The organism is Flavobacterium sp., assembly GCF_029945805.1.
GTDB lineage: Bacteria > Bacteroidota > Bacteroidia > Flavobacteriales > Flavobacteriaceae > Flavobacterium.
This window is the reverse complement of sequence record NZ_JAQSDH010000029.1, coordinates 2,905-27,570: the sequence shown is the minus strand read 5'-3', so window position 1 is coordinate 27,570 and position 24,666 is coordinate 2,905. Positions and strand designations below refer to the sequence as shown.

17 protein-coding genes are annotated in these 24,666 nt (G+C 32.0%); 1 reads left to right on the top strand and 16 read right to left on the bottom strand.

Annotated elements, in window-relative coordinates; all coding sequences use genetic code 11:
• The first annotated feature begins 36 nt into the window (after window positions 1–36).
• Entirely contained in the window at window positions 37–912 is an 876-nt protein-coding gene (locus tag PSU83_RS07105; protein ID WP_363319875.1) for a recombinase family protein, read from the top strand.
• A gap of 313 nt (window positions 913–1,225) precedes the next feature.
• On the opposite strand, the gene PSU83_RS07100 is transcribed toward PSU83_RS07105, so the two are convergent.
• The 16 genes from PSU83_RS07100 to PSU83_RS07025 form a co-directional block, all read right to left on the bottom strand.
• Window positions 1,226–1,801 (bottom strand): malonyl-CoA decarboxylase family protein, encoded by a 576-nt coding sequence (locus PSU83_RS07100; RefSeq protein WP_300588333.1) that lies wholly within the window; start codon window positions 1,799–1,801, stop codon window positions 1,226–1,228.
• Window positions 1,802–1,825: 24 nt separating this feature from the next.
• Window positions 1,826–3,268, bottom strand: a complete 1,443-nt coding sequence (locus PSU83_RS07095) for an AMP-binding protein (RefSeq protein ID WP_300588331.1) — start codon at window positions 3,266–3,268, stop codon at window positions 1,826–1,828.
• A gap of 20 nt (window positions 3,269–3,288) precedes the next feature.
• Window positions 3,289–4,479 carry an MFS transporter gene (locus PSU83_RS07090; protein WP_300588329.1) on the bottom strand — a complete coding sequence of 397 codons (1,191 nt, stop codon included), beginning with the start codon at window positions 4,477–4,479 and terminating at the stop codon, window positions 3,289–3,291.
• Between the two features lie 7 nt (window positions 4,480–4,486).
• Entirely contained in the window at window positions 4,487–7,189 is a 2,703-nt protein-coding gene (locus tag PSU83_RS07085; RefSeq protein ID WP_300588327.1) for a glycoside hydrolase family 2 TIM barrel-domain containing protein, read from the bottom strand.
• An 8-nt stretch (window positions 7,190–7,197) separates the two neighbouring features.
• On the bottom strand, window positions 7,198–8,640 hold the full coding sequence (locus PSU83_RS07080; RefSeq protein WP_300588325.1) for a sialate O-acetylesterase: 1,443 nt from the start codon (window positions 8,638–8,640) through the stop codon (window positions 7,198–7,200).
• A 74-nt stretch (window positions 8,641–8,714) separates the two neighbouring features.
• On the bottom strand, window positions 8,715–10,868 hold the full coding sequence (locus PSU83_RS07075) for a sialate O-acetylesterase (RefSeq protein ID WP_300588323.1): 2,154 nt from the start codon (window positions 10,866–10,868) through the stop codon (window positions 8,715–8,717).
• Window positions 10,869–10,883: 15 nt separating this feature from the next.
• The gene (locus PSU83_RS07070; protein ID WP_300588321.1) at window positions 10,884–12,839 is read right to left on the bottom strand and encodes a RagB/SusD family nutrient uptake outer membrane protein; all 1,956 of its coding nucleotides are present in this window, start codon (window positions 12,837–12,839) and stop codon (window positions 10,884–10,886) included.
• A gap of 23 nt (window positions 12,840–12,862) precedes the next feature.
• On the bottom strand, window positions 12,863–15,889 hold the full coding sequence (locus PSU83_RS07065) for a TonB-dependent receptor (RefSeq protein ID WP_300588318.1): 3,027 nt from the start codon (window positions 15,887–15,889) through the stop codon (window positions 12,863–12,865).
• Window positions 15,890–15,931: 42 nt separating this feature from the next.
• Window positions 15,932–17,296, bottom strand: coding sequence for an MFS transporter (locus tag PSU83_RS07060; protein WP_300588316.1), 1,365 nt, complete (start codon window positions 17,294–17,296; stop codon window positions 15,932–15,934).
• A complete protein-coding gene (gene uxaC / locus PSU83_RS07055; RefSeq protein WP_300588314.1) occupies window positions 17,280–18,707 on the bottom strand; it encodes a glucuronate isomerase in 1,428 nt (475 codons plus the stop codon). Before uxaC ends, PSU83_RS07060 begins: the two co-directional genes overlap by 17 nt.
• 10 nt (window positions 18,708–18,717) lie before the next feature.
• The gene (uxuA, locus tag PSU83_RS07050) at window positions 18,718–19,878 is read right to left on the bottom strand and encodes a mannonate dehydratase (protein WP_300588312.1); all 1,161 of its coding nucleotides are present in this window, start codon (window positions 19,876–19,878) and stop codon (window positions 18,718–18,720) included.
• Between the two features lie 25 nt (window positions 19,879–19,903).
• On the bottom strand, window positions 19,904–20,716 hold the full coding sequence (locus PSU83_RS07045) for an SDR family oxidoreductase (protein WP_300588310.1): 813 nt from the start codon (window positions 20,714–20,716) through the stop codon (window positions 19,904–19,906).
• Window positions 20,717–20,719: 3 nt separating this feature from the next.
• Window positions 20,720–21,388 (bottom strand): bifunctional 4-hydroxy-2-oxoglutarate aldolase/2-dehydro-3-deoxy-phosphogluconate aldolase, encoded by a 669-nt coding sequence (locus PSU83_RS07040; protein ID WP_300588308.1) that lies wholly within the window; start codon window positions 21,386–21,388, stop codon window positions 20,720–20,722.
• Between the two features lie 4 nt (window positions 21,389–21,392).
• Window positions 21,393–21,842, bottom strand: a complete 450-nt coding sequence (locus PSU83_RS07035) for a YhcH/YjgK/YiaL family protein (protein ID WP_300588306.1) — start codon at window positions 21,840–21,842, stop codon at window positions 21,393–21,395.
• Between the two features lie 10 nt (window positions 21,843–21,852).
• Window positions 21,853–22,878 carry a sugar kinase gene (locus tag PSU83_RS07030; RefSeq protein ID WP_300588304.1) on the bottom strand — a complete coding sequence of 342 codons (1,026 nt, stop codon included), beginning with the start codon at window positions 22,876–22,878 and terminating at the stop codon, window positions 21,853–21,855.
• A gap of 281 nt (window positions 22,879–23,159) precedes the next feature.
• Window positions 23,160–24,666 (bottom strand): T9SS type A sorting domain-containing protein (locus PSU83_RS07025; protein WP_300588303.1); only part of this gene is annotated, 1,507 nt, incomplete at its 5' end.

The window sequence follows — 24,666 nt, the reverse complement described above, 5'->3', positions numbered from 1 at the left end:
CAACATTTACAAAAATGTCGCTTAACTTAAACTGTAATTTTTATTTGCATATCCAGAACTCCTTTTGCAGCGCTTTTAAGAAATCCTGTCTATTATGGAGCTATTTTTATCAAAGCTTACAAAGATGAAAAGGAATGTTATGTAAATGGATTGCACGAACCTATTATTACTAAATCTTTATTTGACAAAGTACAAGATGTTTTAAATAACAGAAGAAAAAAGCACCATACAAATCATAAAAAATTAAATGAAAACTTTCCATTAAAAGGTTTTTTATTATGTCCGGTATGTAATAATCCTTTAACAGCCAGCACTTCCAAAGGCCGTTCGAAATATTATTCGTATTATCATTGTATTAGCCCTTGTAATGGACGATATCAGCTTGATGATGTAAATATATGGCTAAACGATTATCTTAAGAGTATTACTCTGAAAGGACAAGTCAAGATTCTATTTGAGGAAATTGTCAAAGAACAACTCGCCAAACAAACTGAATCAAAACAGCTTGGGCCAAAACATTTTGAACAAGTAGATAAAATAGAACAAAAAATAGAACGTCTTCAAGATATGTTTGTGGACGGTGAGATTGATAAAAATGATTATCAAATTACTAAAACGCGATATGAGAATATCTACTTGGAACTAAAAGACAAAGAGAATGACACTATTGATAAAAAAGATGTTATTCAACTATATCAAAAAGGACTTAATAAATTAGATGTCATTGAAAAACAATACACTGAGGCGGATATAGAAGGAAAACGAATGCTAATTGGTTCGATATTTCCAAATAAAATCCATTTTGAAAATAAAAAAGTTCGAACCGCGGATGTAAACCCAATTTTAAACAAAATTACCAGTATAAATAGGACTTACGGAGGTATAAAAAATGGGACAAATCTAAAAAATTAGAGTTGTCCCATTGTGTGAACTCTATAGACTTATTTTCAAACCAAATTATAAGTTTCCTTGAAAATTTAATTCGACATTAATCCTGAAAAAGATTACCTCTAAAGTAATTTAATATTCACTAGTATGAAAGTGTGACTTAGATTTTTTTTCAAAACAAGAATTATCTTTTTTTGAAAGTTTAATTTTGCATCTACTATAATTTACGACTGTAGTTTAACTTTCCGGGAGAGTTAAAAATGTTGAAAAAGTTAATAATTTTTCAATACCAAAAAAAACACTTTTTTATTGGTACAATGATTATATTAATGGCTGATTAAATAAAATTGTAGTCATAATTTACCATAATCCCCCAACTTTCATTTAATCGAATATCACTTGAGTCGGCATTATAATTGATGCTTTGAATTTTTGCACCATTACTTAAATGAAATTTTGAAACAGGACCATCAAAGGATTCTAAATGAGCTCTGATTTGAGATTCATTAGGAATTTTTTTAAAAAATTGTGTCAATGAAGGGATTGGACTTAGTGTAAAAAACCTATTGACCCCTCTACTTTTGCATATTACTAGAATTTCCTTTATAGTTATTTTACCAGCTCCTTTCAATGTAGCCTCTGGCACCCTGAAAATAGAATAAAAAATGGCATATGTCACATCAAATTTACTAGAATAACCATCATCAGACAATACATCTTCCATGTTATGCGTTAACTTATTTCCAATTCTTGCACAAACCATAAATTGCGGTATGTTGTTATCTGTAAAAACAAAAACTGTTCTGTTTCCTGTAATTTTTTTTTCAAAAGGGATTAACGGATGTACTGGGTCATGTTTTAAAAATTCTATCCACTTATTGTCAAAACCATCTTGACCATACTGAAGTATCACTTTATATTAATTTAGAGGTTAAGTTTAGGATTTAGGCAATAAATGTTTTTGAACTTTGCCTAAAGCAGTTCTAGGAAGAGAATCAACTACTATAAAATTTCTTGGTATTTTAAATGAAGCAAATGTTTTTTTACAACTTTCTTCTAGTAATTCAGCGTTATAGTTTTCATTTGCAACAATATACGCAACTGGCATTTCACCTCTTGTTTCATGTGGAATTCCAACGACAGCTGCTTCAACAACTCCAGTTTGTTCTGTCAGAAATTCTTCAATTTCTCTAGGATAAATATTGAAACCACCGCTAATGATTAAATCGCTTTTACGACCTTTTAGAGTTATATAACCATCGTCAGAACATATTCCCATATCGCCTGTTTTGAAATATCCTTTTACAAAAGAATCGATTGTTGCTTGTTCTCTTTTCCAATATCCTGAAAATACATTTGGACCCTTAATATAAACTTCACCTTCTTCATCAATTGAAGCCAGATTTCCATTTGGCAACATAATTTTTACTGAGATTCCAGGTAAGGAAAAACCAATAGTCCCAGGTCTTCTTTCACCAATATATGGATTGCTAATATTCATTAAGGTTTCAGTCATGCCATATCGTTCTAAAATATCGTGTCCAAATTTTTTCTTGAAATCGGTCATGGTTTGCGATGATAAGGGTGCTGAACCACATACAAACAAACGCATGAATTTTCCAATTTTTTGAGCTGAATCAGATGCTAAATCAAGCATTCGAATATACATCGTTGGCACACCAAAAAATAAGGATGGGCGAAAAGTTAAAAACTCATTTTCAGCTTTTTGATGTTCAAATCGAGCAAGCAATTTCATAGTACAACCGCTAATTAACCAGCAATGGATACCATTTGCTAAAGCATGTACATGGAATAATGGTAGCGCCAACAAAAACCGGTCATTTTCGATAATTTGCCAACAAGTAACCAAATTAATTCCGTTAGAAATAAAATTATTATGAGTTAAGATTGCGCCTTTAGACAAACCCGTTGTACCACTTGTATAAACCAAAGATGCTGGAGTGTCACCATTAGTTACAACTGGAACAAAATCAGTATTCAAAGTTCTTACTTTTGCAATTAAATCTGATAATTTTATAGATTCAAAACCACCTGGTAATTCGCCATCACTAATAACTATTTTAGGTTCAGCATCTGAAATAATATGGGACACTTCTCTTTCTTTGTATAAAATATTTATTGGTATAAAGATTACACCTGTTTTTGCAGATGCCAAAAACAAATCGATCATTTCCACACAATTTTCTACATATACACAGATACGGTCACCAGTTACCAATCCCTGGCTTACAAAAAAATTGGCCATCTGATTGCTGCGGCAATCAATATCGCCAAAAGTGAAATTTTTACCTTTAAATTCAAGAGCTGCTTTATCTTTTCTGCCTTTTAAGGATAAATCAAATAGATTAATTAAATTCATTTATCAAAATTTTAAATTACTTAATATTCGTTATTAATTTTTAGTGAAATTAAACTTGCTACAAAAGCAAAACAACCTAAAGTTACGAAAGCAGCTGAAAAACTTCCGCTGAAATCAGCAATTTTACCTACTAATGGAGCGCCAATCAAAATAAAAATTATACCTAACATATTCACTAATCCCATGGCTGCTCCAGCTCTGCCAGGAAACATTGCGGCAGCTCTATTAAACAATCCTGCATAAGGCAATCCACAACCTATGCCTAGTAATAGAATTGCAATTATATCTAATACTAATATTTTGCTGAAATAAGAAAGTATAAAACAAGCCGTGGCATTTAATAGTAAGCTAAAAATTATAAGTTTTCTAACCCCAATTTTTAATACTAATTTACCCCCCAATGGTCTTGAAAATATTCCCAGAAGCAAGATTAGTGAGGCAACAAAAGGTATTACTAATTTATTTGAAAATTCAAAATTTTCTTTGAGCATTTCTGTTATCCACGATCCAATTACAATGACCAATCCAAAAGAGGCCATTTGAATAATTCCTAACAAATACAACTGACTATTGGAAAGCATTTTTAGCAAAGAACTGTGCGGGTGTTGTTTTACAAATGGGGTTGGCGCAATAAATAAAACCACGATAAATGCTAAGAAAGCAATAAACGCAGTAGAAATAAATGCTGCTGACCAACCATTAAATAAATTGGCAATTTGAGGTACTGCAAAAATTACAAAGCCAGAACCTAGCAAAACACTAGCACCATAATATCCTTGATACAAGGCTAATTTTTCAGTTGAAGTAGATTGGTAAATATATCGGGCGCCAGAAACAAAACTAGAACCAGTTCCAAAACCGATTAGAAATTTCCAAAGCAATAATTCATCATAACTATTGGAAAAGGACATTCCTAAATTTCCAAGAAATACAATTGAAAGAGCAAAAAACAAAACTTTTTTTGGTCCAAATTTGTCAGCTAAATGTCCAGCGGGAATTTGCATAAAAGCATGCGTTAAAAAAATAGCAGTAGTTAAAAAACCAAACATAGCTTTTGTAAAAGGTGCTTCTGGAGTATTAAAACTATCCATTAGCCATTCTTTAAGTGGCGCATGATTGGTATAATTTGCTGAAAAAGAAAAGCCGATAAAACAAGCGCAAAAAAGTGCTACTTTTTGTTGTACAACTGATAAAGATTGATTTACTTCCATAGTATATTTAATTTATTTTCTCAATTCGTATTGCGTTTAAAAATGATTTATTTCCCAATTTGGTAGGAAAGCCAATGCTCAGCCCTTTACCATTAGTAATTGTTACTATTACTTTTTTAATTACTGCTCGTTCACTTCCGATTTGTTTTAGAACATCAAAATCTTTTATCCATAATTGTCCGTTGATTGAAATATCAAAAACAAAATCTTGCACAGCTTGATCCACTTTAATAGTATCCAAATTATTTGCTAAAGTTTGTTTTTCTTTTACTGGAAAAAGATGTGCGAAATATAAATATACATAATAGGTTGCGTTGGTTAAATCAGCTTTAAATTCATTAATTCCAATTCTTTGCGTCTGAAAAATAGGATCATTCTCTGTATTTAAAATATTTAAATCGGATGCTGGAATTGAGCCATTTTTAGTTTTGACTCTTAAAGTTTCACCGCCTACATAACCCCAACTTCCTTCGGTATATTCTTTTTCTGGAATCCAACAAAGGGCGGCATCCTTATCTTCAAAATATCGTTTTGATCCTAACATTACATTTAAATCAGTAAAGTCATTATTAGTAAAGTACTTTGGGACAATATGACAGTTGAAACTATAAAAATCTTCCGTCTGATTGTTATTTTTGTCAAATGCGTGTAGCGTATTTTCACCTGATTTACAATAAACTTCTGCTCTTACAATATTATCAACTGCACTAAATTCTCCTAATTCTTTTCCATCAAAAACCAAAGTTATTTTCGGTAAATTGGTATAAATAGTGATGGGTTGTTTGAGTAAAGTATCATTAGAAACACCTGCTCGAATTGTCCAAGACTTTGAACCAAAAGCAATAAACGGAGTTTTTAAAAAATTTGCTTGATAAAGTAAATAAGTATCTTTTAATTCTCTTGTTTGGCTAACTATCCCTTTTTTATTAATATGAGGAACTGCTGCTCCTCTATATTCTGAATGAAAATCATTTAAATTCCATAATGTTGCTCCCGAAATAAAGTCTCTCTTCATTATAGATTTTAAATAATATTCTTGATAAACAGAACCATATTCAACAGTATAGTCAAAGCGTTCAGGTTCCAAAGAGTGTAATTTTTCATCTACATCTGCTCCATATTCTGCAATAAACACAGGTTTTTTTGGGCACTCTTTGTGAAAAATATCAATAAATTCATCAAATCCTTCTAGCTTTGGACTGTACCACCCTTGGTATAAATTCCAACCAATTATTTTGGGAATGTCTAATAATCCAGCTTCTTTATATAAATTATATGCGCCGTGACATGGAATAATTGTATAGCGATTAGGATCTATGTCTCTCAATAGCTTTTCAATAACATTTGCTTGTCGTTTTACTTCTGCGCAATAAACTTTATTCCTTTCAGGATTATCTTTAAATGGTAATCTTAACAACACTTCATTCATATAACCCCAACAAACTATAGAAGGGTGATTATAATTTTGAAATACCATTTCATTAATCATTAACATTGAATTATTTAAAAAATCCTCTGATTCGGTAATGGCATTTACAATAGGAATTTCTACCATAGTTAAAATTCCTAATTTATCGCAAAGATTAAGAACCAAGGGATCTTGTGGATAATGGGAAACTCTCAAAAAGTTTCCTCCCATATTTTTAATTAATTCGACATCTCTAACATGAATTTCGTCAGGCAATGCATTGCCAATATCTTGGTAACACTGATGTCTGTTAGTTCCAATTAATTTGAGAGGTTTTCCATTTAGAAAAAAACCTTTATCCGCTGTAAATTCAAACCAACGAACTCCAAATGAAGTGTCTTTTTTATCAAGAATTGTATTCGTTTTTATTTCTATCAAAGTAGTTCTTATACGATACAAAAAAGGATTATCGGGAGACCATAATTTTGGATTTTCAACCTGAAACGGATTGGTAGTAATTGAAATTTTTGTATTAGTTTCAACTATAAAAAATTTTGATACAACAGAAATCACAACTCCTTCTGGTGTTATTAATTCGTGTTGTAGTTTATATTTTCCCTTTTTAGTTGAAAAATTGTTAATTGTAGTTTTTACTTCTACCAAAGTTTCTTTATCTGAAACTTTAGGTGTTGAAATTAAAACTCCTGACGAAGCAAATTCTGGGTTAGAAACATTACTCAAATTGGAAATTAATAATGAAATTCCTCTGTAAATTCCACCAAAAAAAGTATAATCTGCGGATAACGGTGGTATTGAAGGATTTATAGAATTATCAACTCTAATGGCAATAATGTTTTTTTTATTAATAAGAATTAATGGCGTTATATCGAATTCGAAAGCAGAGTACCCACCAATATGTTTCCCCACATAAGTTTCGTTAACATAAAGTTCTGTAACTTGATTAGCACCGTCGAAATGAAGTACAACATTTTTTTTTGAAGCTTCATCACCAATTAATAATTCTTTACGATACCAACATGGACCTTGAAAAAAACCAAGAACATCGTCAATGGCATCTTTAGCATTCCAAGTGTGAGGCATTGAAACTTCGGTCCATGTAGTAGTATCTAAATTATTTTTGTAGTTTTCTTTTGAGTCAATTTGCGAGAATTCCCAGGACTCATTAATTGTATAATTTATGGAAATTTCCTGCTTATAATTTTGCGAATACAAAGTACTACTTGTAACAATATTAAAAAGTAAAGCCCAACCAAAAAAAATATAATTTAGGATTTTTTTCATCATTGCACTTATTCAATAATAATATTTTCCCATACATCAGTTCTGAATGGGGAAGCTGGCAAATTAGAATAGTTAAAAAGATTAGCTTCCCCAGTATTATTCCAGGCATAGCGAACTGCAACTGGTTCTTTTACTTCTGTAGAAAAAACAATCAATTTATTATTATCTATAAATGCAGTTGCTTTTACAAATTTTTTGTCATTTCCAGCGATATATATATCATTTAGTTTGTCTCCATTATAATGCAATTTCTTATTGAACAAAAAAGTAATTTCAACTTTACCACCTTTAACTTTATATTGTTGAAATAAAGGACCACAAAAATCAATTTTCTTTTTATAAGAATTGGCTAAAGCTATATTGGCCAACCTAACACCATACGGTAATTTATAGTTAACATGTAATTCGTTTAAATCGCCAATATCCATAGTAGGACACATAGCTGTATAAGGAACCTCTAATGTTTTTAATTGATTTTCTCGAATAATTGCTGCCAAATTACTATCGCTATATTTATAGGCTGTTAGTTGCAAAAAATAGAATGGAAAATCTCCAATTTTCCAATTTTTTCTCCATCCATAAATTAAAGCTTTCATCTGTTCCAAATATTCATTCGCCCATTCACGATTTGAAGTTCCTTGATACCAAATAACCCCTTTGATAGTATAGGGCATTAATGGCGCAATCATAGCGTTATACAAAACAGATGGTCGTCGATGTTGACGTTTAGTCATGTAAATAGAACGAGGCTCTTCTGCTTTAGGATTTTGGTTTTTTGTTTCGACAAATGCAATGCTATCTTTAACTTTGTCTATTTCCCATTGACCCCAACGTTTGTATATATTTTTTAAAACAGGATTTTCTTTCATATTTTCTGAAGGTGTCCAACATTCCGCACCTGTTCCACCCCAATTTGCTGTAATAATACCAATAGGAACAGAAAGTTCTTTTTGCATTTTTCTAGCAAAATAGTAGCTCATTGCAGAAAATTCTTTTACACTTTCGGGAGAACATGGCAACCATTTTGATCCTTCTGAAATTTCACTTTGGGGTTCATCTGCTTTTTTCTTCTTAACATTAAACAATCGAATATTTGGATAAATAGATTCGCTAATTTCTTTGTCAGATTCTTTTACTTTCCGCATTACTAATTCCATATTGGATTGTCCTGAAGAAAACCAAACTTCGCCAAGCAAAACATTTTTTAATATTATTTCGTTATTTCCTTTAATTGAAATGGTATGCTCTTTAAAACTTGCCTTATCTGTTGTGATTTCAATTTTCCACGATCCAAGATTATCAGCTTTTGTAGTGAACGAATTATTTTGCCAGTCAACGGTTATCACTATTTTTTCATTTGGTGAAGATTTTCCCCAAAAATTCACTTTAGAATTTTGTTGTAATACCATATTATCTGAAAAAAGCAAAGGCAAAGTAATTGTACCGTGCATATAATTACAGAGTAATAAAAAAACTATTTTTAATAGAATTTTCAATTGAAATTATTTTTTTAAAAGGTTATTGTTTATTTTTTCTTTTGCAAAAATTCTAACACTTTAAGAGCATATCTTTCGCCTAACATATTAGCACTCATAGCATCAAAATGGATATTATCTTCAAGTAACTTGGTCCCTTCAGCAGTTACGAAATCACTATTTGAAATATAATCTTTAATTTTTCTAACTACTATTGTATTAAAATCTATAAAATCAGCTCTTTCTGATAGTTCACCAACAATAAATGGTAAATTTGGTTCGTTTAAATCTTTTCTTAAATTTTCTACCATTTCTTTTAAATTGGCTTTGTAGGTTTCAAAATTATCTGCTTTTGCATCTTTATTATCAGATGAACCTTGATTCCAAATTATCGCTTTTAATTTTCCATGTTTTTGAGCTTCTTTGGCTCTTTCAATTGTTGCGTCATAGTTTACCTTTCCTGGTTTAAACCATAATTTTATTGAAGAACCACCTTGAGGATTCATTACCAATCCAAGAGGTTTTTTTAACGTTTTTTGCAAATTTAACATGCACTTATAAGAAGGACTTACTCCTTGGATTTTTAACTCTTTTCTAATATTTGAATATTTATTTAACGGTTGAGAAGCCGGTTCAAAATTACCATCTCTATTTAATAAAAAAACATCATTCATAATGCCTGCATCTTCAGTTGGAATTTCGCCTCTTCCTGACATATTTGATTGTCCAATTGCCAGAATAATGTCTAGTGGTTCTTTCTTTTTTACCAAAGATGATTCTGATTCTAAATAGGAAATAAGTTCGTATTTGTTATCATTTAGTTCTTTCATCAATTTCATTAAAGCAGGATAAAATTGAAATGCATTATTTACTATACCCTTATTTGCATCTGTATTAGATGGATCAACATCTTTTGCTTTTGGGTCATTATCTTGGTACTTGAAAAAGTGCCACCCAACACAAGACTTGCTATTTAATAAATTCAAGCAAAAATGTTGGTAGGCATTTCCTTTGTCTGTTTGTGTATTTACGGTAAAACCAGCACCAGAAGTATTTGGCAATCCTGAATCCATTGCTTTTGTATAGAATTCAGTAATCATAAATGGCTTTTTAGCATTTTTATCCCATAAGTCAATTAACACTGGATCTGGTGACCAATCGCCATAATAATTGATAGATAGAATATCACAATATTTTCCGGCTGCAGTAATTATTGATTCCGACTTTTTAGCTTCACCATGTAAACGACTCCCAAGATAAAGGTGGTTAGGATCGTATTTTTTTATAGCTTTAGAGACTATTGAATAATATTTATCGGCAACATATCCTGCAAATTCTTCTCTAATTTTATCAGTGATTTTATCTGTTGAAATTCCTTTTTGATCTAACCATTTTGTTGCCGCTAAATAACCAGCATCTGCTTTATTATCTAATTTTAGATATCCTTCTAGATTATCAATTCCAAATGGTAATTCGTTATCAGAAAAATATCCAAATAGATTTTTGTCATTGGCATTTTTTTCTAAATTTTTTGCTTTCTCATCACAAAAAACTTCAAATTCTGGATCAAAAACAAAAATACATTGATTTGGATATCCAGTGTTTCCTGCCAATTGATATGTTCCTCCATGCTTTTTACCATAACCGTTCATAAAGCTTAGATTGGGAGAATACGTCCATGGAAATTTAGCAGTTTTATTAAATTCTCTTGTTAATTCATCCTCGCTCCATGAACCTGAACCTGAAAATCCAAATTTTTCTAAAGAGTCAATTGTATTTATAATCCAATTTTCTTTAGTTCTAAATTGATTGTCAAATTCTAATTTATTAGTTTCTGATTTTCCTGGTCGGAGTGAATTAATAGCCACTTGTATATTTCTATAGCCAAATGGATCAATAATCCACCAACGATTTCCTTGTTTTTCAACTCTAAAAAACCCTTTTGCCTCATATTTTTTTGAAACATCGCTCCCATAAATTGAAATACTATTCGATTTACATTTATAGCCGTTTAAATTTTTAACAATACAAGTTTCATATGCAGCCCAAGGCATATCCTTACCTTTTACCCATGGTTTTGCTTCAGTTAAAATAGACTTATAATAAATTCCAACCATACCATTCAATTTAATATTTGAATTAGCTTGTGGCTGAGCATTTATAAATTGAAAACTAATGCAAATCGCTACAAATAGATTTTTCATTACAAACTATTTTTTTTAATTGTATCCGGGATTTTGCGGATAATTCCCGCCCATTGCGTTTATTTGACTAATTGGAATGGGCCATCTTGTGTGTGTCGAAACATTAAAGTTATTTCTGACTATACTATAATTTGTCGCTGATTGTTGATTTGCTATTATATCAGTTTTAAATGTAAGTGGATTGTAATTGATTCTATTTAAATAACTGTAAAAATCTAAATTAGTACTATATACATAGTTATTAATATTACTATTATAATAACAGCCTGAATGTGATTTAATTTGTGCTTCCATTGTAATTGCACCAAATCTTTTAAGCACATACCATCTATGTCCATAACTTTCTTGCCCAAATTCTCTAGCATCTTCATCAAGTATATCTTGTAACGTTAGAGTTCCCGTTTTGGGAGCATTACCTGCACGTGTCCATACTAAGTTAAAATATTCTAATGCTGCACCCAAATTACCTTTTCTAAGATAAGCTTCAGCACCCAATAGACATGTTTCAGCATATCTGTATATAATAATATCTTTAAAAGAAGGATTTTGAGTAACATCTCTTGTCCATTTATCGAAGTATTTAGTAGAACAAGAATGTAGACTATAAGCAAAATTGTTTGTGCCGCTCGAAACCATAAACTTAGGTACTACGTCACCATTAACAAAACTAAAATTTAGTGTTTTATTGATTGCAACAGAGGCGAAATTTGGCAAATAGGTTTGCAATTGAGCAACTATGTTAGCAGGTAATCCTAAATTTTGATTTGGTAAACCGTTAATATAAAGGTATTTTATATCATGTGATTGGATTATTAATTTTCGAACTAATGGGGTTCCCACTGGAATGTTATTAAATGTAAAAGTATGTTTGTAATATTGATTATATCGTTTGTCATTTATTTTATCATACAATCCTAATAAATAATCGTTTGGATAAACTCTCCCCCAAGAAACACCACCTTGAAGCATATCAGTAATGAGTGACGCTCCTGTTGATCCGTTTAGTATTGTTGACCTATCATATCTTGTTAATGTTGCTGATGCAAATCTATGGCCAGACAATGTTCCTTGATAATTTAAGGCTGCACCTCCAATTTCATTACTCCATTGATGAACAAAAATAGATTCTGAATTATTTAATTTAGCACTCGTTGCAGAGGTGGACATTGGAGTGAATACATCTTTAGGTTCAGGCATTAATGTATAAGTTCCTGAATTTTTTATATTTTCAATTTGAACAATAGCGTCATCTAAATCCATTGACGAACTTTCACCATTAACAGGCCACATATCTGCTAAAGCTTTTACATGACAAGCAAATCCTTTAGTGAACCTTCCTTTTTGCAGTGTTGTCCATGCGAGATGTTCTATTGCAAAGTCTAAGTCTTGTTTAATTTGTGTCATAACTTCAACTTGAGTTGCTACTTGATAATTTACAGGACTATTAACATTATAAGGAGTAATTGCTGTTGTTGTGAAATAAATATTATCAAATCTTCTAAGTAAATTAAAATAAGCGTGGGCTCTGAAACAATAGGTTTCACTCAAAGCTTGAATTACTAATGGATTAGATTGGTCTAATTTTAATGCATAATAAATAATTTCATTGGCTTTACCAATAATATTATAATTGTATTTCCAAAAACCTTCTACATCACCATTATCAGAATTCAGTTTAGATGGTTCATACCATGCTGGTCCTTGCCATTCTCCTGAACTCTCACCTGCCCTTGTAAAAGTAATATCATCACCACTTAAAAGCGTTGAAGCCGCAAGGCTGTTCTCAGAATTTCCAGAACCTGACAAATCTCTTTCTTTACTGTATAAAGCAACAACAGCTAGTCCAATACCTTCTGGTGTGTTATAAACAAAATCTGTGTTTAAATCAGTTTCATTTTTTTCATTAAGAAAGTCAGCACAGCCAACAATGAATAAAACGACAATTAACGAAATGAATAATTTAATTTTCATAATAAAGAATTTAAAATTTATAATTATAAGGAAACATTTATTCCCATATTAATAGTTTTTGGTTCAGGATAACTAGAGGGGCTTGTCTCTGGTCCAAAAGATTTATACTTGGACCAAGTGAAAAAATTCGTAATTGAAGTGTAAATATTTAGCTTGGCAATACCATTTCTGGATAACCAATTATTATCTCGAAAAGTATAACCCAGTGAAACAGTTCTTAAACGAATATAAGATGCATCCTGTAATCCTAGAGCCCTTAAATATGTGTCGGCCACACTATTTGGCAAAGGTGCTTCTTGACCTAATCCACCTGGAGTCCAATAGTTCACTTTTATACCGTTATTCCTGCCAAAATTAGATCCTCCATTATTAAAATCGTATAAATATGAATTATTTTTAGTAACCCCTTGTACCGTATAGAAATCTAAAAATAACTCAATCCCTTTGTAATTAAAAGTAGTACTTAAAGAGCCAATCCATTTAGGTGCTGCGTCGATAATTTTTTTATCATCTATTGTAATTACTCCGTCTCCATTAATATCCTTGACACGAATTGATCCTGGAAATGCTCCAGTATTCGCTTGTGCTGAATTTGCCACTTCTTCATCAGTATTAAAAATTCCGTCAAAAATATATTGAAAATAAGAATCTATATTGTGACCGATAAACCAACCATTATTAGGTTGGTCTAACGGATTTCCATTTGCATCCGTTTGACCGTCAATTTGTAATAATTTGTTTTTATTTTGGCTATAATTTATGTTAACACCCCAGGAGAAGTTTTTATTTTTAATAATTGTAGAATTAATTGTTGCTTCTAAACCAGTATTCTGTACTTCACCAATATTTGTTAACTGGTTGTTATAACCCGAATTGGCAGGTAGTTTTTTATAAATTAATAAATCAGTTGTTCTGGTATCATACCATTCGAGACTTCCAGTTATTCTATCATTTATGAAACCAAAATCTAACCCAATATTAGTAGAAGTGGTCTGTTCCCACTTTAAAAAAGGATTTGGCAATGAATTTTCTGAAAGAAGCCCAACAGAATATGTGTTTGAACCCCCAAATAAGAAATCATATTCATTTACTGTAGAAGTAGATTGGTAAGGGCTAATTCCTTGATTTCCTACAACTCCGTAACTAAATCTTAATTTAAGATTGGTAATTGACTCTATATTCCGTAGAAAGGATTCTTCATTTACTCGCCATGCAAATGAATAGGATGGAAATAACCCCCATTTGTTTTGTTCGCCAAAAACTGACGAACCATCTTTTCTTAGCGAAGCTGAAAAAATATATCTATCCAATAAAGTGTATCGTATTCTTCCTAAGTAGGACAACAGCTGTCTGTTACTAATGTTTCTAACAGGTTTATTTAGGGTAGTAGCATTACTTATTCCGTTTACACCAAAAAAATCACTTAAAAAGCCTGTCGCATTCTGGGAATAAGATTCATCTCTGATAACGTTAGCACTTTGCAATAATGTAACATCAAAACGATTTTTACTATTAATTACCTTATCATAAGTTAGTATGTTTTCGGTTAGCCATTCCGTATTTTTTTTAAAACTAATTTCGCCCCATCCTTGAGTTGATGCCCCAAATTCATGTAAACTAGTTTGATAACTTTCCTGGTCTTCACTCTTAATGTCATACTTGCTATTAAATCTGTATTTTAACCCTTTAGCGATATCCAGTTCGGCGAACAAATTTGCTAAAAATCTATTTGTCATTGTAACATTAGTATATTCACGACTATTCCATAGTGGATTATATTTATTGTCCGTTGTAACAAATCTCGCCAAATCACCATTTTCATCATAAGGTGAAGAATAAGGTGATAAAGTAATTGCTTTTTGGAACATATTGTTGGAAGTGGTTGAGTTATTAGTTCCATCTTCACTTTTAGTTACTGAATTGGTATAAGATAAATTGGTTCCAATTTTTAAAGTCCTAGAAATTTTTTGATCTATATTAACTCTCCCATTAAGTCTTTTAAAATTTGATTTAGTAATCATACCATCCTGATTAAAGTAGTTTAAACTTGTAGCAATTTTAGTGTTATCATTTCCTCCTCTAATACTGATATTTGAACTATTTAAAACTGATGGCCTGATTAAGGTTTTCAGCCAATTAGTTGTTTTACCAGCCTGGTAGTTATTTATCAAAAAATTATCTCCAATTGTATTTAAAATTATTGCTTGATCAACTGGATCACTAGAGTTTTCTAATTCACTGACAGTTCGAAATTCACCTGTTTGTGCTAATAATTTTTGAGTCCAATCTGTTCCGTTCATTAATTCAAAATTTTGTTTTAATGTTTGAATAGAAGTGCTTGTACTCAAGTCGATCTGCATTTTACCAGAAGTCCCTCTTTTGGTAGTAACAAGTATCACACCTGCAGAAGCTCTTGCCCCATAAATAGCCTGAGAAGAAGCATCCTTCAATACTTCTACGCTTTTTATATCATTGGCATTTAAATCATTAATATCACTCACGGGTGAACCATCAACAACATAAAGAGGGGAATTACTACCAGATAACGATCGCTGACCACGAATTAAAACCGACGAACTTCCGCCTGGTCTAGAGGAATTTACTGTAACACTAACTCCAGCTACTCTCCCTCTAAGCATTTCATTTACGTTTGTTGTTGGAACAGTTAACATTTCTTTTGTGTTTACTGAAGAAATGGCTCCTGTAACATCTTTTTTTCTTTGCGTACCATATCCAACTACAATAACTTCTTCTAATTCATTTTTTCCCTCAGCTAAGGAAATATCTATATTTGTGGCATTACCCACAACTATAGTTTGTTTTTGAAAACCAACATAACTATACGATATCGAAGATTTAGTATCTGTGACATAAATTGTGTAATTACCGTCAAAATCGGTGCTAGAACTATTTGCCCCAGAGCTAACTGAAACTCCGACTAAAATTTCATTTTTGGAACCAACAACTTTGCCTGTTATTTTTATTTTGCCAATTTGAGCATTCGAAAATGCTGTGAATAAAAGAAAAATTAGGTATATTATATTTTTCATTACTAGTATATATTATTTAAAAAAGTTAAGATGTATTTAATATTATAAGTCATTTATGGGATTATATTTTGGCACAAGACTTTTTATAAAAAACCAAGCCACTAAATAAGCTAAAGCACAAATTACAAACATAATTGTATATCCAGTCTGAATATGACCTAGTGCAGCATAATAATCGAAAAGTCCCCCGCCTAATTTTGTAACCAACACACCCCCGATTCCTCCCGCCATTCCTCCGATTCCAATTACAGATGCAATTGCTTTTTTTGGAAACATATCAGAAACTGTTGTGAAAATATTAGCAGACCATGCTTGATGAGCTGATGCTCCAATTCCAATAAGTAAAACAGGCATCCAATAGCTAATGTGTCCTAATGGCTGTGCTAACAAAACAACCAAAGGGAAAAGTGCAATAATAAACATAGCCTTCAATCTAGCATCATAGGAATTATATCCTTTTTTAATAAAATACATTGGAAACCAGCCTCCTAATATACTTCCAAACATAGTCATGCTATATAAAACTGCTAAAGGAAGTACGATATCTGCACCTTTCAAATTAAACTGAGCTTCAAGGTATTTAGGCAACCAGAATAAAAAGAACCACCAAATACCATCAGTCAAGAATTTACCTGCTGCAAAAGCCCAAGTTTGTTTGTAACCTAAAAGTTTTAACCAGACTACTTTTGAACTATTGGATTGGAATGGAACGTCTGCCTTTGAAATTTCATCATCATTTATATATTTAAATTCCTCTTTTGACAATCTTTTTTGGTTTTCTGGCTTTTCATAAAAAATAAACCAAAAAAACATCCAAAGAAAACCAATTGCACCCACTAAAATAAAGGCGGTTTCCCATCCCCATTTTAATGCTATCAAAGGAACGGTTAAAGGAGCTAATATTGCTCCTACATTTGAACCTGAGTTGAAAATTCCTGTAGCTAATGATCGCTCTTTCTTTGGGAAATATTCTGCTGTAGCTTTAATCGCTGCAGGAAAATTACCAGACTCACCGAAACCAAGAACTGCTCTTGAAATCATAAATCCTGCAATTGAAATTGGCACCGCACCAATTCCTACCCAAGCCAAAACGTTCGAGAAAACTTCTCCAACTACAAGAGAATAAGCGTGCATTATCGCACCTAAAGACCAAACGAAAATAGCAGAAAGATAGCCCCATTTTGTTCCTAATTTATCTATGATTCTACCCGCAAAAAGCATAGAGATGGCATATATAAATTGAAATACTGCAGTGATATTGGCATAGTCAGTATTTGACCAATGAAATTCTTCAGATAATCTTGGAGCTAATAAACTCAACACCTGCCTATCTAAATAATTGACAGTTGTCGCAAAGAAAAGCAAGCCACAAATTGTCCAACGATAATTCTTATACTTTATATTCATGAATGGGCAGATTGAAATAAATTAAGGCATTCATGTAACATATATTTTTTACTGTATTTCCGACTAATTCTAAATCATTTGGCAATTCACCATTTCTCATTTCTTTTCCTAAAATATTACACAAAATTCTTCTAAAATATTCATGACGAGGAAAAGACATAAAACTCCTTGAGTCGGTTAACATTCCGATAAAATTGGATAATAATCCAAAATTAGAAATTACATCTAATTGTTTTTGAATGCCATCTTTTTGATCTAAAAACCACCAAGCAGCACCATATTGCATTTTTCCTGTAGTTGGACTTTCATTAAAATTTGCCATCATCGATGCAAACATCTCGTTATCTTTTGGATTTAAATTGTACACAATCGTTTTTGTAAGAGAGGAACAGACATTTAATTTATCAAAAAAACTTGACATTTGACTTGACGAATTTTCGTCACCAATAGAATCAAAACCTTTATCTGGACCAATGGTCTCCATCATTTTAGAATTATTATTTCTGATAGCACCTACATGAAACTGTTGTACCCATGATTTTTCACTATCCATAATGGCTAATTTAAATAGCATTGCAGATTTGAATTTATTGATTTCAGGAATGGTTAATTCTATATTTTTTCTTGCTTTATTAAAAATCAAAACTATTTCATCTTCATTAAAATCCTCAGCATAAAATGTACTTAACCCATGATCTGAAATTCTACAACCCATTCCGTGAAAAAAATCATGACGTGATTGTATCGATTTTATAAAATCATTGAAACTTATAATTTTTGACCCACAACAATTTTCTAAGGCAGTTATCCAATTATTAAATTCTACTAAATTTTCAATATTAAGTGATTTATCTGTTCTAAAAGTTGGTAATACTAAAATTTCAAAATCTTGTTCTTGAATTTGTTTGTGATACCGCAAATCATCCGTTGGATCATCTGTAGTTCCAACCATTTGAACATTCATTTTTCGTAATAAATTTTTCACACTATATTCTGGCTGCTGAAGAAAAGATGAAGTTTTAATATATATATCTTCTGCAGTTTCTGAGTTAAGTAAAGTAGTAATTCCAAAATAATTTTTTAGTTCTAAATGCGTCCAATGATATAAAGGATTTCTCAAAGTAAAAGGAACAGTATATGCCCATTTTTGGAATTTTTCAAAATCTGATGCGTTACCAGTTATGTATTTTTCTTCAACACCATTAGCTCTCATAGCCCTCCATTTGTAATGATCTTCATAAATCCAAATTTGGGTTATATTTTCAAATTGACGATCTTCGGCAATATCTTTTGGAGATAAATGGCAATGATAGTCTATTATTGGTTGTGTTTTTGCGTAGTGATGGAACAATTGCCTTGCTTCATCATTATGCAACAAAAAATCATCGGTTAAAAATGTTTTTTTTGACATATGGTACCTATTAAAATAGACTTTTTTCAATTCCCATTTCTAATCCTCTTAATTCTGCCAAACCTCTTAATCTTCCGATTGCCGAATATCCTGGGTTTGTTTTTTTATTTAAATCATCCAACATTTGATGACCGTGATCTGGTCGCATTGGAATTATCCTATTCGTTTTCTTTTGAATCGTTAAAATAGCTTTAATGACTTCATACATATCTACATCACCTGTTAAATGGTCAGCTTCAAAAAAACTTCCTTCAGCATCTCTTTTTGTACTTCTTAAGTGAATGAAGTTCATTTTTTCACCATGCCGATATACCATTCCAGCAAGGTCATTTTCTTCAATTACACCATATGAACCAGTGCACATAGTAAATCCGTTAGATGGCGAGTCAATTGCTTCTAACATTTCCTTTAAATCTTGTTCAGTACTTACTATCCTTGGTAAACCTAAAATAGAATAAGGTGGATCATCAGGATGCATGGCCATTTTTACACCTACACTTTCTGCTACAGGTATTATTTCTCTCAAAAAGTAAAATAAATTTTCTTTTAATTTTTTACGATCAATATCATTATATCCTTCCAGTACTTTTAAAAAAGCTCCCACTGAATATGTTTCTTCTGAACCAGGTAAGCCTGCTAAAATGTTTTGTTGTAATTTTATTTTTTGTTCATCTGATAAAGAATCGAAACAAGTTTTAGCTGCCTGAATCTGTTTTGAAGTGAAATCATTTTCCGCTCCAGGACGTTTTAGAATATATAAATCGAAAGCCCTAAATTCATTGACATCATAACGCAAGGCTTTAGATCCATCGGTCATTTCATAAGCTAAATCAGTTCTAGACCAATCAAGAACTGGCATAAAATTATAACAAACAATACTAATCCCACAAGCTGCTAAGTTTTTAATGCTTTGTTTATAGTTTTCTATAAAAAGCAAATAATCACCTGTTTGTTTTTTTATATCTTCATGTACTGGTATACTTTCAACAACTGACCAGGATAATCCAGCAGCTTCAATTGTATTTTTTCTGATCATTATTTCATCAACTCCCCAAACTTCCCCATTGGGAATGTGGTGCAAAGCATTAACAATTCCGGTTGCTCCAGCTTGTTTAACATCAGACAATTTTACTGAATCATTAGGACCGAACCATCTCCATGTTTGTTCCATTAACTTATATTTTTTAATTTATTTGTTATATACTTGAAACCCCAAAACCACCATCAACATTTACGCTTATCCCGGTAACAAATTTTGAAGCGTCGCTACACAACCAAATTAAAGTCCCGCTTAAATCTTCAGGTATACCAAAACGACCCATTGGTGTTTGACTCAATATTTTTTCTCCTCTGGGCGTCAAACTTCCATCTGGATTTAACAATAAGGCTCTGTTTTGCTCTCCAATAAAAAAACCTGGAGCTATTGCATTTACTCTAATTCCCTCTCCAAATTTAGACGCCATTTCAACGGCCATCCACTTTGTGAAATTATCTACAGCTGCTTTTGAAGCGGAATACCCGACTACTCTTGTTAAAGGACGAGTTGCTGATGCAGAGGAAATGTTTATGATAATACCTTGTTTTTGTTTGGCAAAAATTTCCGAAAAAACTTGGGAAGGCAACATTGTTCCTATAATATTAAGGTTCAATACCTTTTGCAAATCGTCGGTTAACATGTCATATATTGCTTTATCAGGAGCAATAGTTGCACCTGGCATATTTCCACCAGCAGCATTGATTAAAATATCAAGTTTACCATATTTTTCTATAATCTCATCTCTTAATATTTCAAGAGAATCTTTATCTAAAACATTAGCCACCACTGAAAAAGCTTTGCCGCCATTAGCAACAATTTTATTGGTAACAAGGTCTGCTTCGGACATAGATAGACCCATAATTCCTACATTAACGCCAAATGCAGCTAAAACCTCACCCATTTGACCTCCTAAAACTCCCGCACCACCAGTAATTAATGCTACCTTCCCATCTAAATTAAACATATTATTCATAAACTATTCTTTGTTTTTAATTGACTGAATCAAACTCAAAACTGATGAAGTTACAACTTCAATAGTTTGGTAGTCTTTTTGTTCCATCAATACTTTACTGATTAATTTACTACCCATTCCAACTGCGCAAACTCCAGCTTTAAACCAAGCTTCAATATTTTCTTTAGTAGTATCAACTCCACCAGTTGGCATAAATAATAGATTTGGAAAAACATCTTTGATAGTTGTCATAAATTCAATTCCAAGAATATTCCCAGGGAATAACTTTATAAATTTGATACCTGCATTTTCTGCCGCTATAATATCAGACGGAGTCATACATCCTGGACTATAAAATATATCATTAGTAACTGAATATTCTGCAATTTCATGTACAAACCCTGGGCTTACTAAAAAATCAGCACCTGCTTGAATATATTCCTTGGCCTGCACTAAATTTTTTATAGTACCTATTCCGATAAGCAACCCAGGCATTTCGGCGTTTCTCAATTTTATCATTGCTTTAAAATTATTGAACGCAGATTCACCACGATTAGTGTATTCAACAGCTTTAATTTCTGCTTTGTAAATTGCTTTTAAAACATCGATACTGATTTTTTCATCAGCATTAAAATACAAAGGGAGCATACCTTGCTGCTTAATGGAATTCGTTACTTGTTGGGTAGTCATCATTAAATTATATTTTTATTTTTACTACTAATTTCTTTATTTCTGAATCACCAATCATGGGCGCATGAACGTCATTAGGAAAGAAAATCGCAAATTGATTATTGGTTAACTGAAAAAACATATCCGGTTGTTCATTAAAAAAACGCACATCTTTTTCAGGATTATATGCTCCTTTTTGTAAATAACATTTTTCTCTAGGTTTCCAACCAAAAGTTTCAACTCCACTAACACAAAACTGAATATCAATGTATTTATCATGACACTCAAATTTTTCTAAACTTGTTGCTTTTAATTTCCCTTGTCCTGTAGTAATAAATGCTTTAATTTCATTCGGAAATTCTATTATGGCATCATTGATCGTACTAAAATCATTTGAAGCTATGTACTGAAAAGCATCTTTAAATGAAGGATGTAAATTAAAATAATTTTGGGCATTTTCTATATTGTCAATTATCATTGTGCATTTTTTAACGTTGAACTCTTCCACTACCATCACCTTTCATCAACTCTCTTACATCATTAATCGTAGCGTGATTTAAATCTCCTGGAATAGTATGCTTTATCGCACTTGCAGCCACCCCAAACTCTGCTGCTTCATTCATTGGCATTCCTGTTACCAAACCATAAATCAATCCACTGGCAAAAGAGTCTCCACTACCAACTCTATCTACAATTCTAACATTATATTGTTTTGTATGATAAAAATCTGTTCCATCATAAACTAGTGCACTCCAGCCATTATCACTAGCACTATGGCTTTCGCGCAATGAAGAAGCTATAAACTTAAATCCAAACTTAGCCTTCATTTGTTTAAAAACATCTTTAAAGCCATCTAAGTTTAATTCGCCTTTAGTTACATCTGTATTAGCAGCTTTAAAACCTAAGCATAAATCAGCATCTTCTTCGTTTCCAATACATACATCAACAAATTGACACAATTCTGTCATTACTTCACGAGCTTTTTCTTTAGTCCATAATTTTTTTCGGAAGTTCAAATCAATACTAGTTGTAATGCCTCTTTGTTTTGCTGCTTTTAAAGCTGCTAAAGTCAATTCCGCTGCTTCAGTACTTAATGCTGGTGTGATACCTGTAGTATGAAACCAATCAGCATCTTTAAAAATTAAATCAAAATCTAATTCTTTGGCATTTAATTTAGCAATTGATGCATCTGACCTGTCGTAAATAACTTGGGAAGCGCGCATGGATGCCCCCGTTTCTAAAAAGTAAATACCCAAGCGATCTCCTCCTCGCACAATAAATTGCGTATCAACACCGTATCTTCTTAAGTGATTAACTGCAGACTGTCCAATTGCATTATCTGGCACTTTTGAAACAAAAGTTCCGTTTAATCCATAATTGGATAAGGCAGCAGCCACATTTGCTTCTCCACCACCGTAAGTAATATCGAATGTATCGGCTTGAACAAATCTTTTAAAATCCGGCGTTGATAAACGCAACATAATTTCACCAAGGGTAACCACTTTTTTGCTCATTTCTATATTATTACATTAATACATTTAAATTTTATGTTCTATAAATTTTGATTGTTCGTGTTCGCGCACGAAAAGTTTCAAATATAAATAATATTTTTAGATATTGATAAATAAAAATTTTAAATATTACATATTGCCTTAAAAAATATGTGATATATAAAAAAGTATTAATCCAACATTTTTACATTACATTGTAGATAATCATTTAAGCTTCTGAATTAATTTGAGTTAAATATTTACTTCTTACAGCTTTAAACTCTCCGCTACTATTTATTTTATACCTACTTCTTTACAATTCTTATTGTCTTACCATAATCCTGTTGAGAAACAATAACAGTGAATACACCACTGGGATATGCTTCTCCAAGTTGCAAATTTGAAACTGCTCGAGGATTTATATCTGCTTTATCAATGAGTCTTCCTGTAATATCATAAACTGAAATATTTACTCTTTCTTCACTTGAACTATTTACACTTAAATTAAAATTATATGTACTAGGGTTAGGAACAACAATTACTTCAAAAACTGATGGTAATGAAGAAATGTCTAATTTTGTTACACATGTTTTAAATACTACTACTAATGCTGCATTATAAACGACTGTTCCACAACCATCGCTAAATCTTGCTCTGAAGTAGTTAAAGCCGATTTGTGGACTAATTATGGTATAACTTATTCCTGTAGCATTAGTTATATTTGACCAAGCAACCGAATTTAATTGGGTTGTTGTTAGGGATACAGCTGAAACAAACCTTTGCCATTGTATGCTTCCTGATGAACCTGCTCCTATAGTCAATACCTTACTAGTAAAGCTTGTACATAATGGTGCTTTTGCACTTCCTGATGGTGTAGATGCACTTGCTGTAATAGTTTTGGACACTGGTTTTGGCTTAATTAAAACCGCATAGGTAGTATATACAATTTGAGAACAAGAACCGATTGTAACAGAAGCTCTAAATACTGTTGAGACTGTTAAATTACCTGTTGCAGTTGTCTTTCCAACCCCAGCTAATGAGGTCCATGTTGATGATGACACTACAGGATAAAGTGTTTTTTGCCATGTAACGGTTCCAATATTATCTGATAATGTTAATAAAGTACCTGTTCCTGGACATAATGAGTCTGTTGTTGACGCAGTAATAGTACCCGCAATAGCTTGTGTACCTATAAAGAATGTCAACACATTACTATAAGCCGAACTACATGGCCCGTTTGTTACTCTCGCTAAAAACTTGACTGACGATGAAATATTGGTCACTATATAAGTCGATCCTGTGCTATTTACTGAACTTGTGCTAAAACTTAAACCTATTGCCGACGTTGAATTATTAGGTGCTGGCAAATAATTAATTCCACCATCAATAGAATACATCCATTGAATTGAGCCAATATATCCTACAGCTAAACTTAAAGTTCCACTTCCTGAACCACTACAAACTGTACCTCCGCCTTGAGCTGGAGTTGCTACTGATGAAATGTTATTGATAGTTAACACTAATGTCTTTGTATCTAGACAGCCTGCAGTATTGGAGCTAGTTGAAATATAGGTTCCGCTTGTTGTATATGTTTGATTGTTGATAGACCATGTATAACTATTACATGCTGTGACAGATTGTGAACTTGAAGTACTATTGTTTATTGTTAAAAACAAAGTTTTAGTGTCAGTACAACCCGCCGGATTGGTACTTGTTAAAGTATAGGTTCCGCTTGTTGTATATGTTTGACTGTTTGCAGACCATGTATAACTATTACATGCTGTGACAGATTGTGAACTTGAAGTACTATTG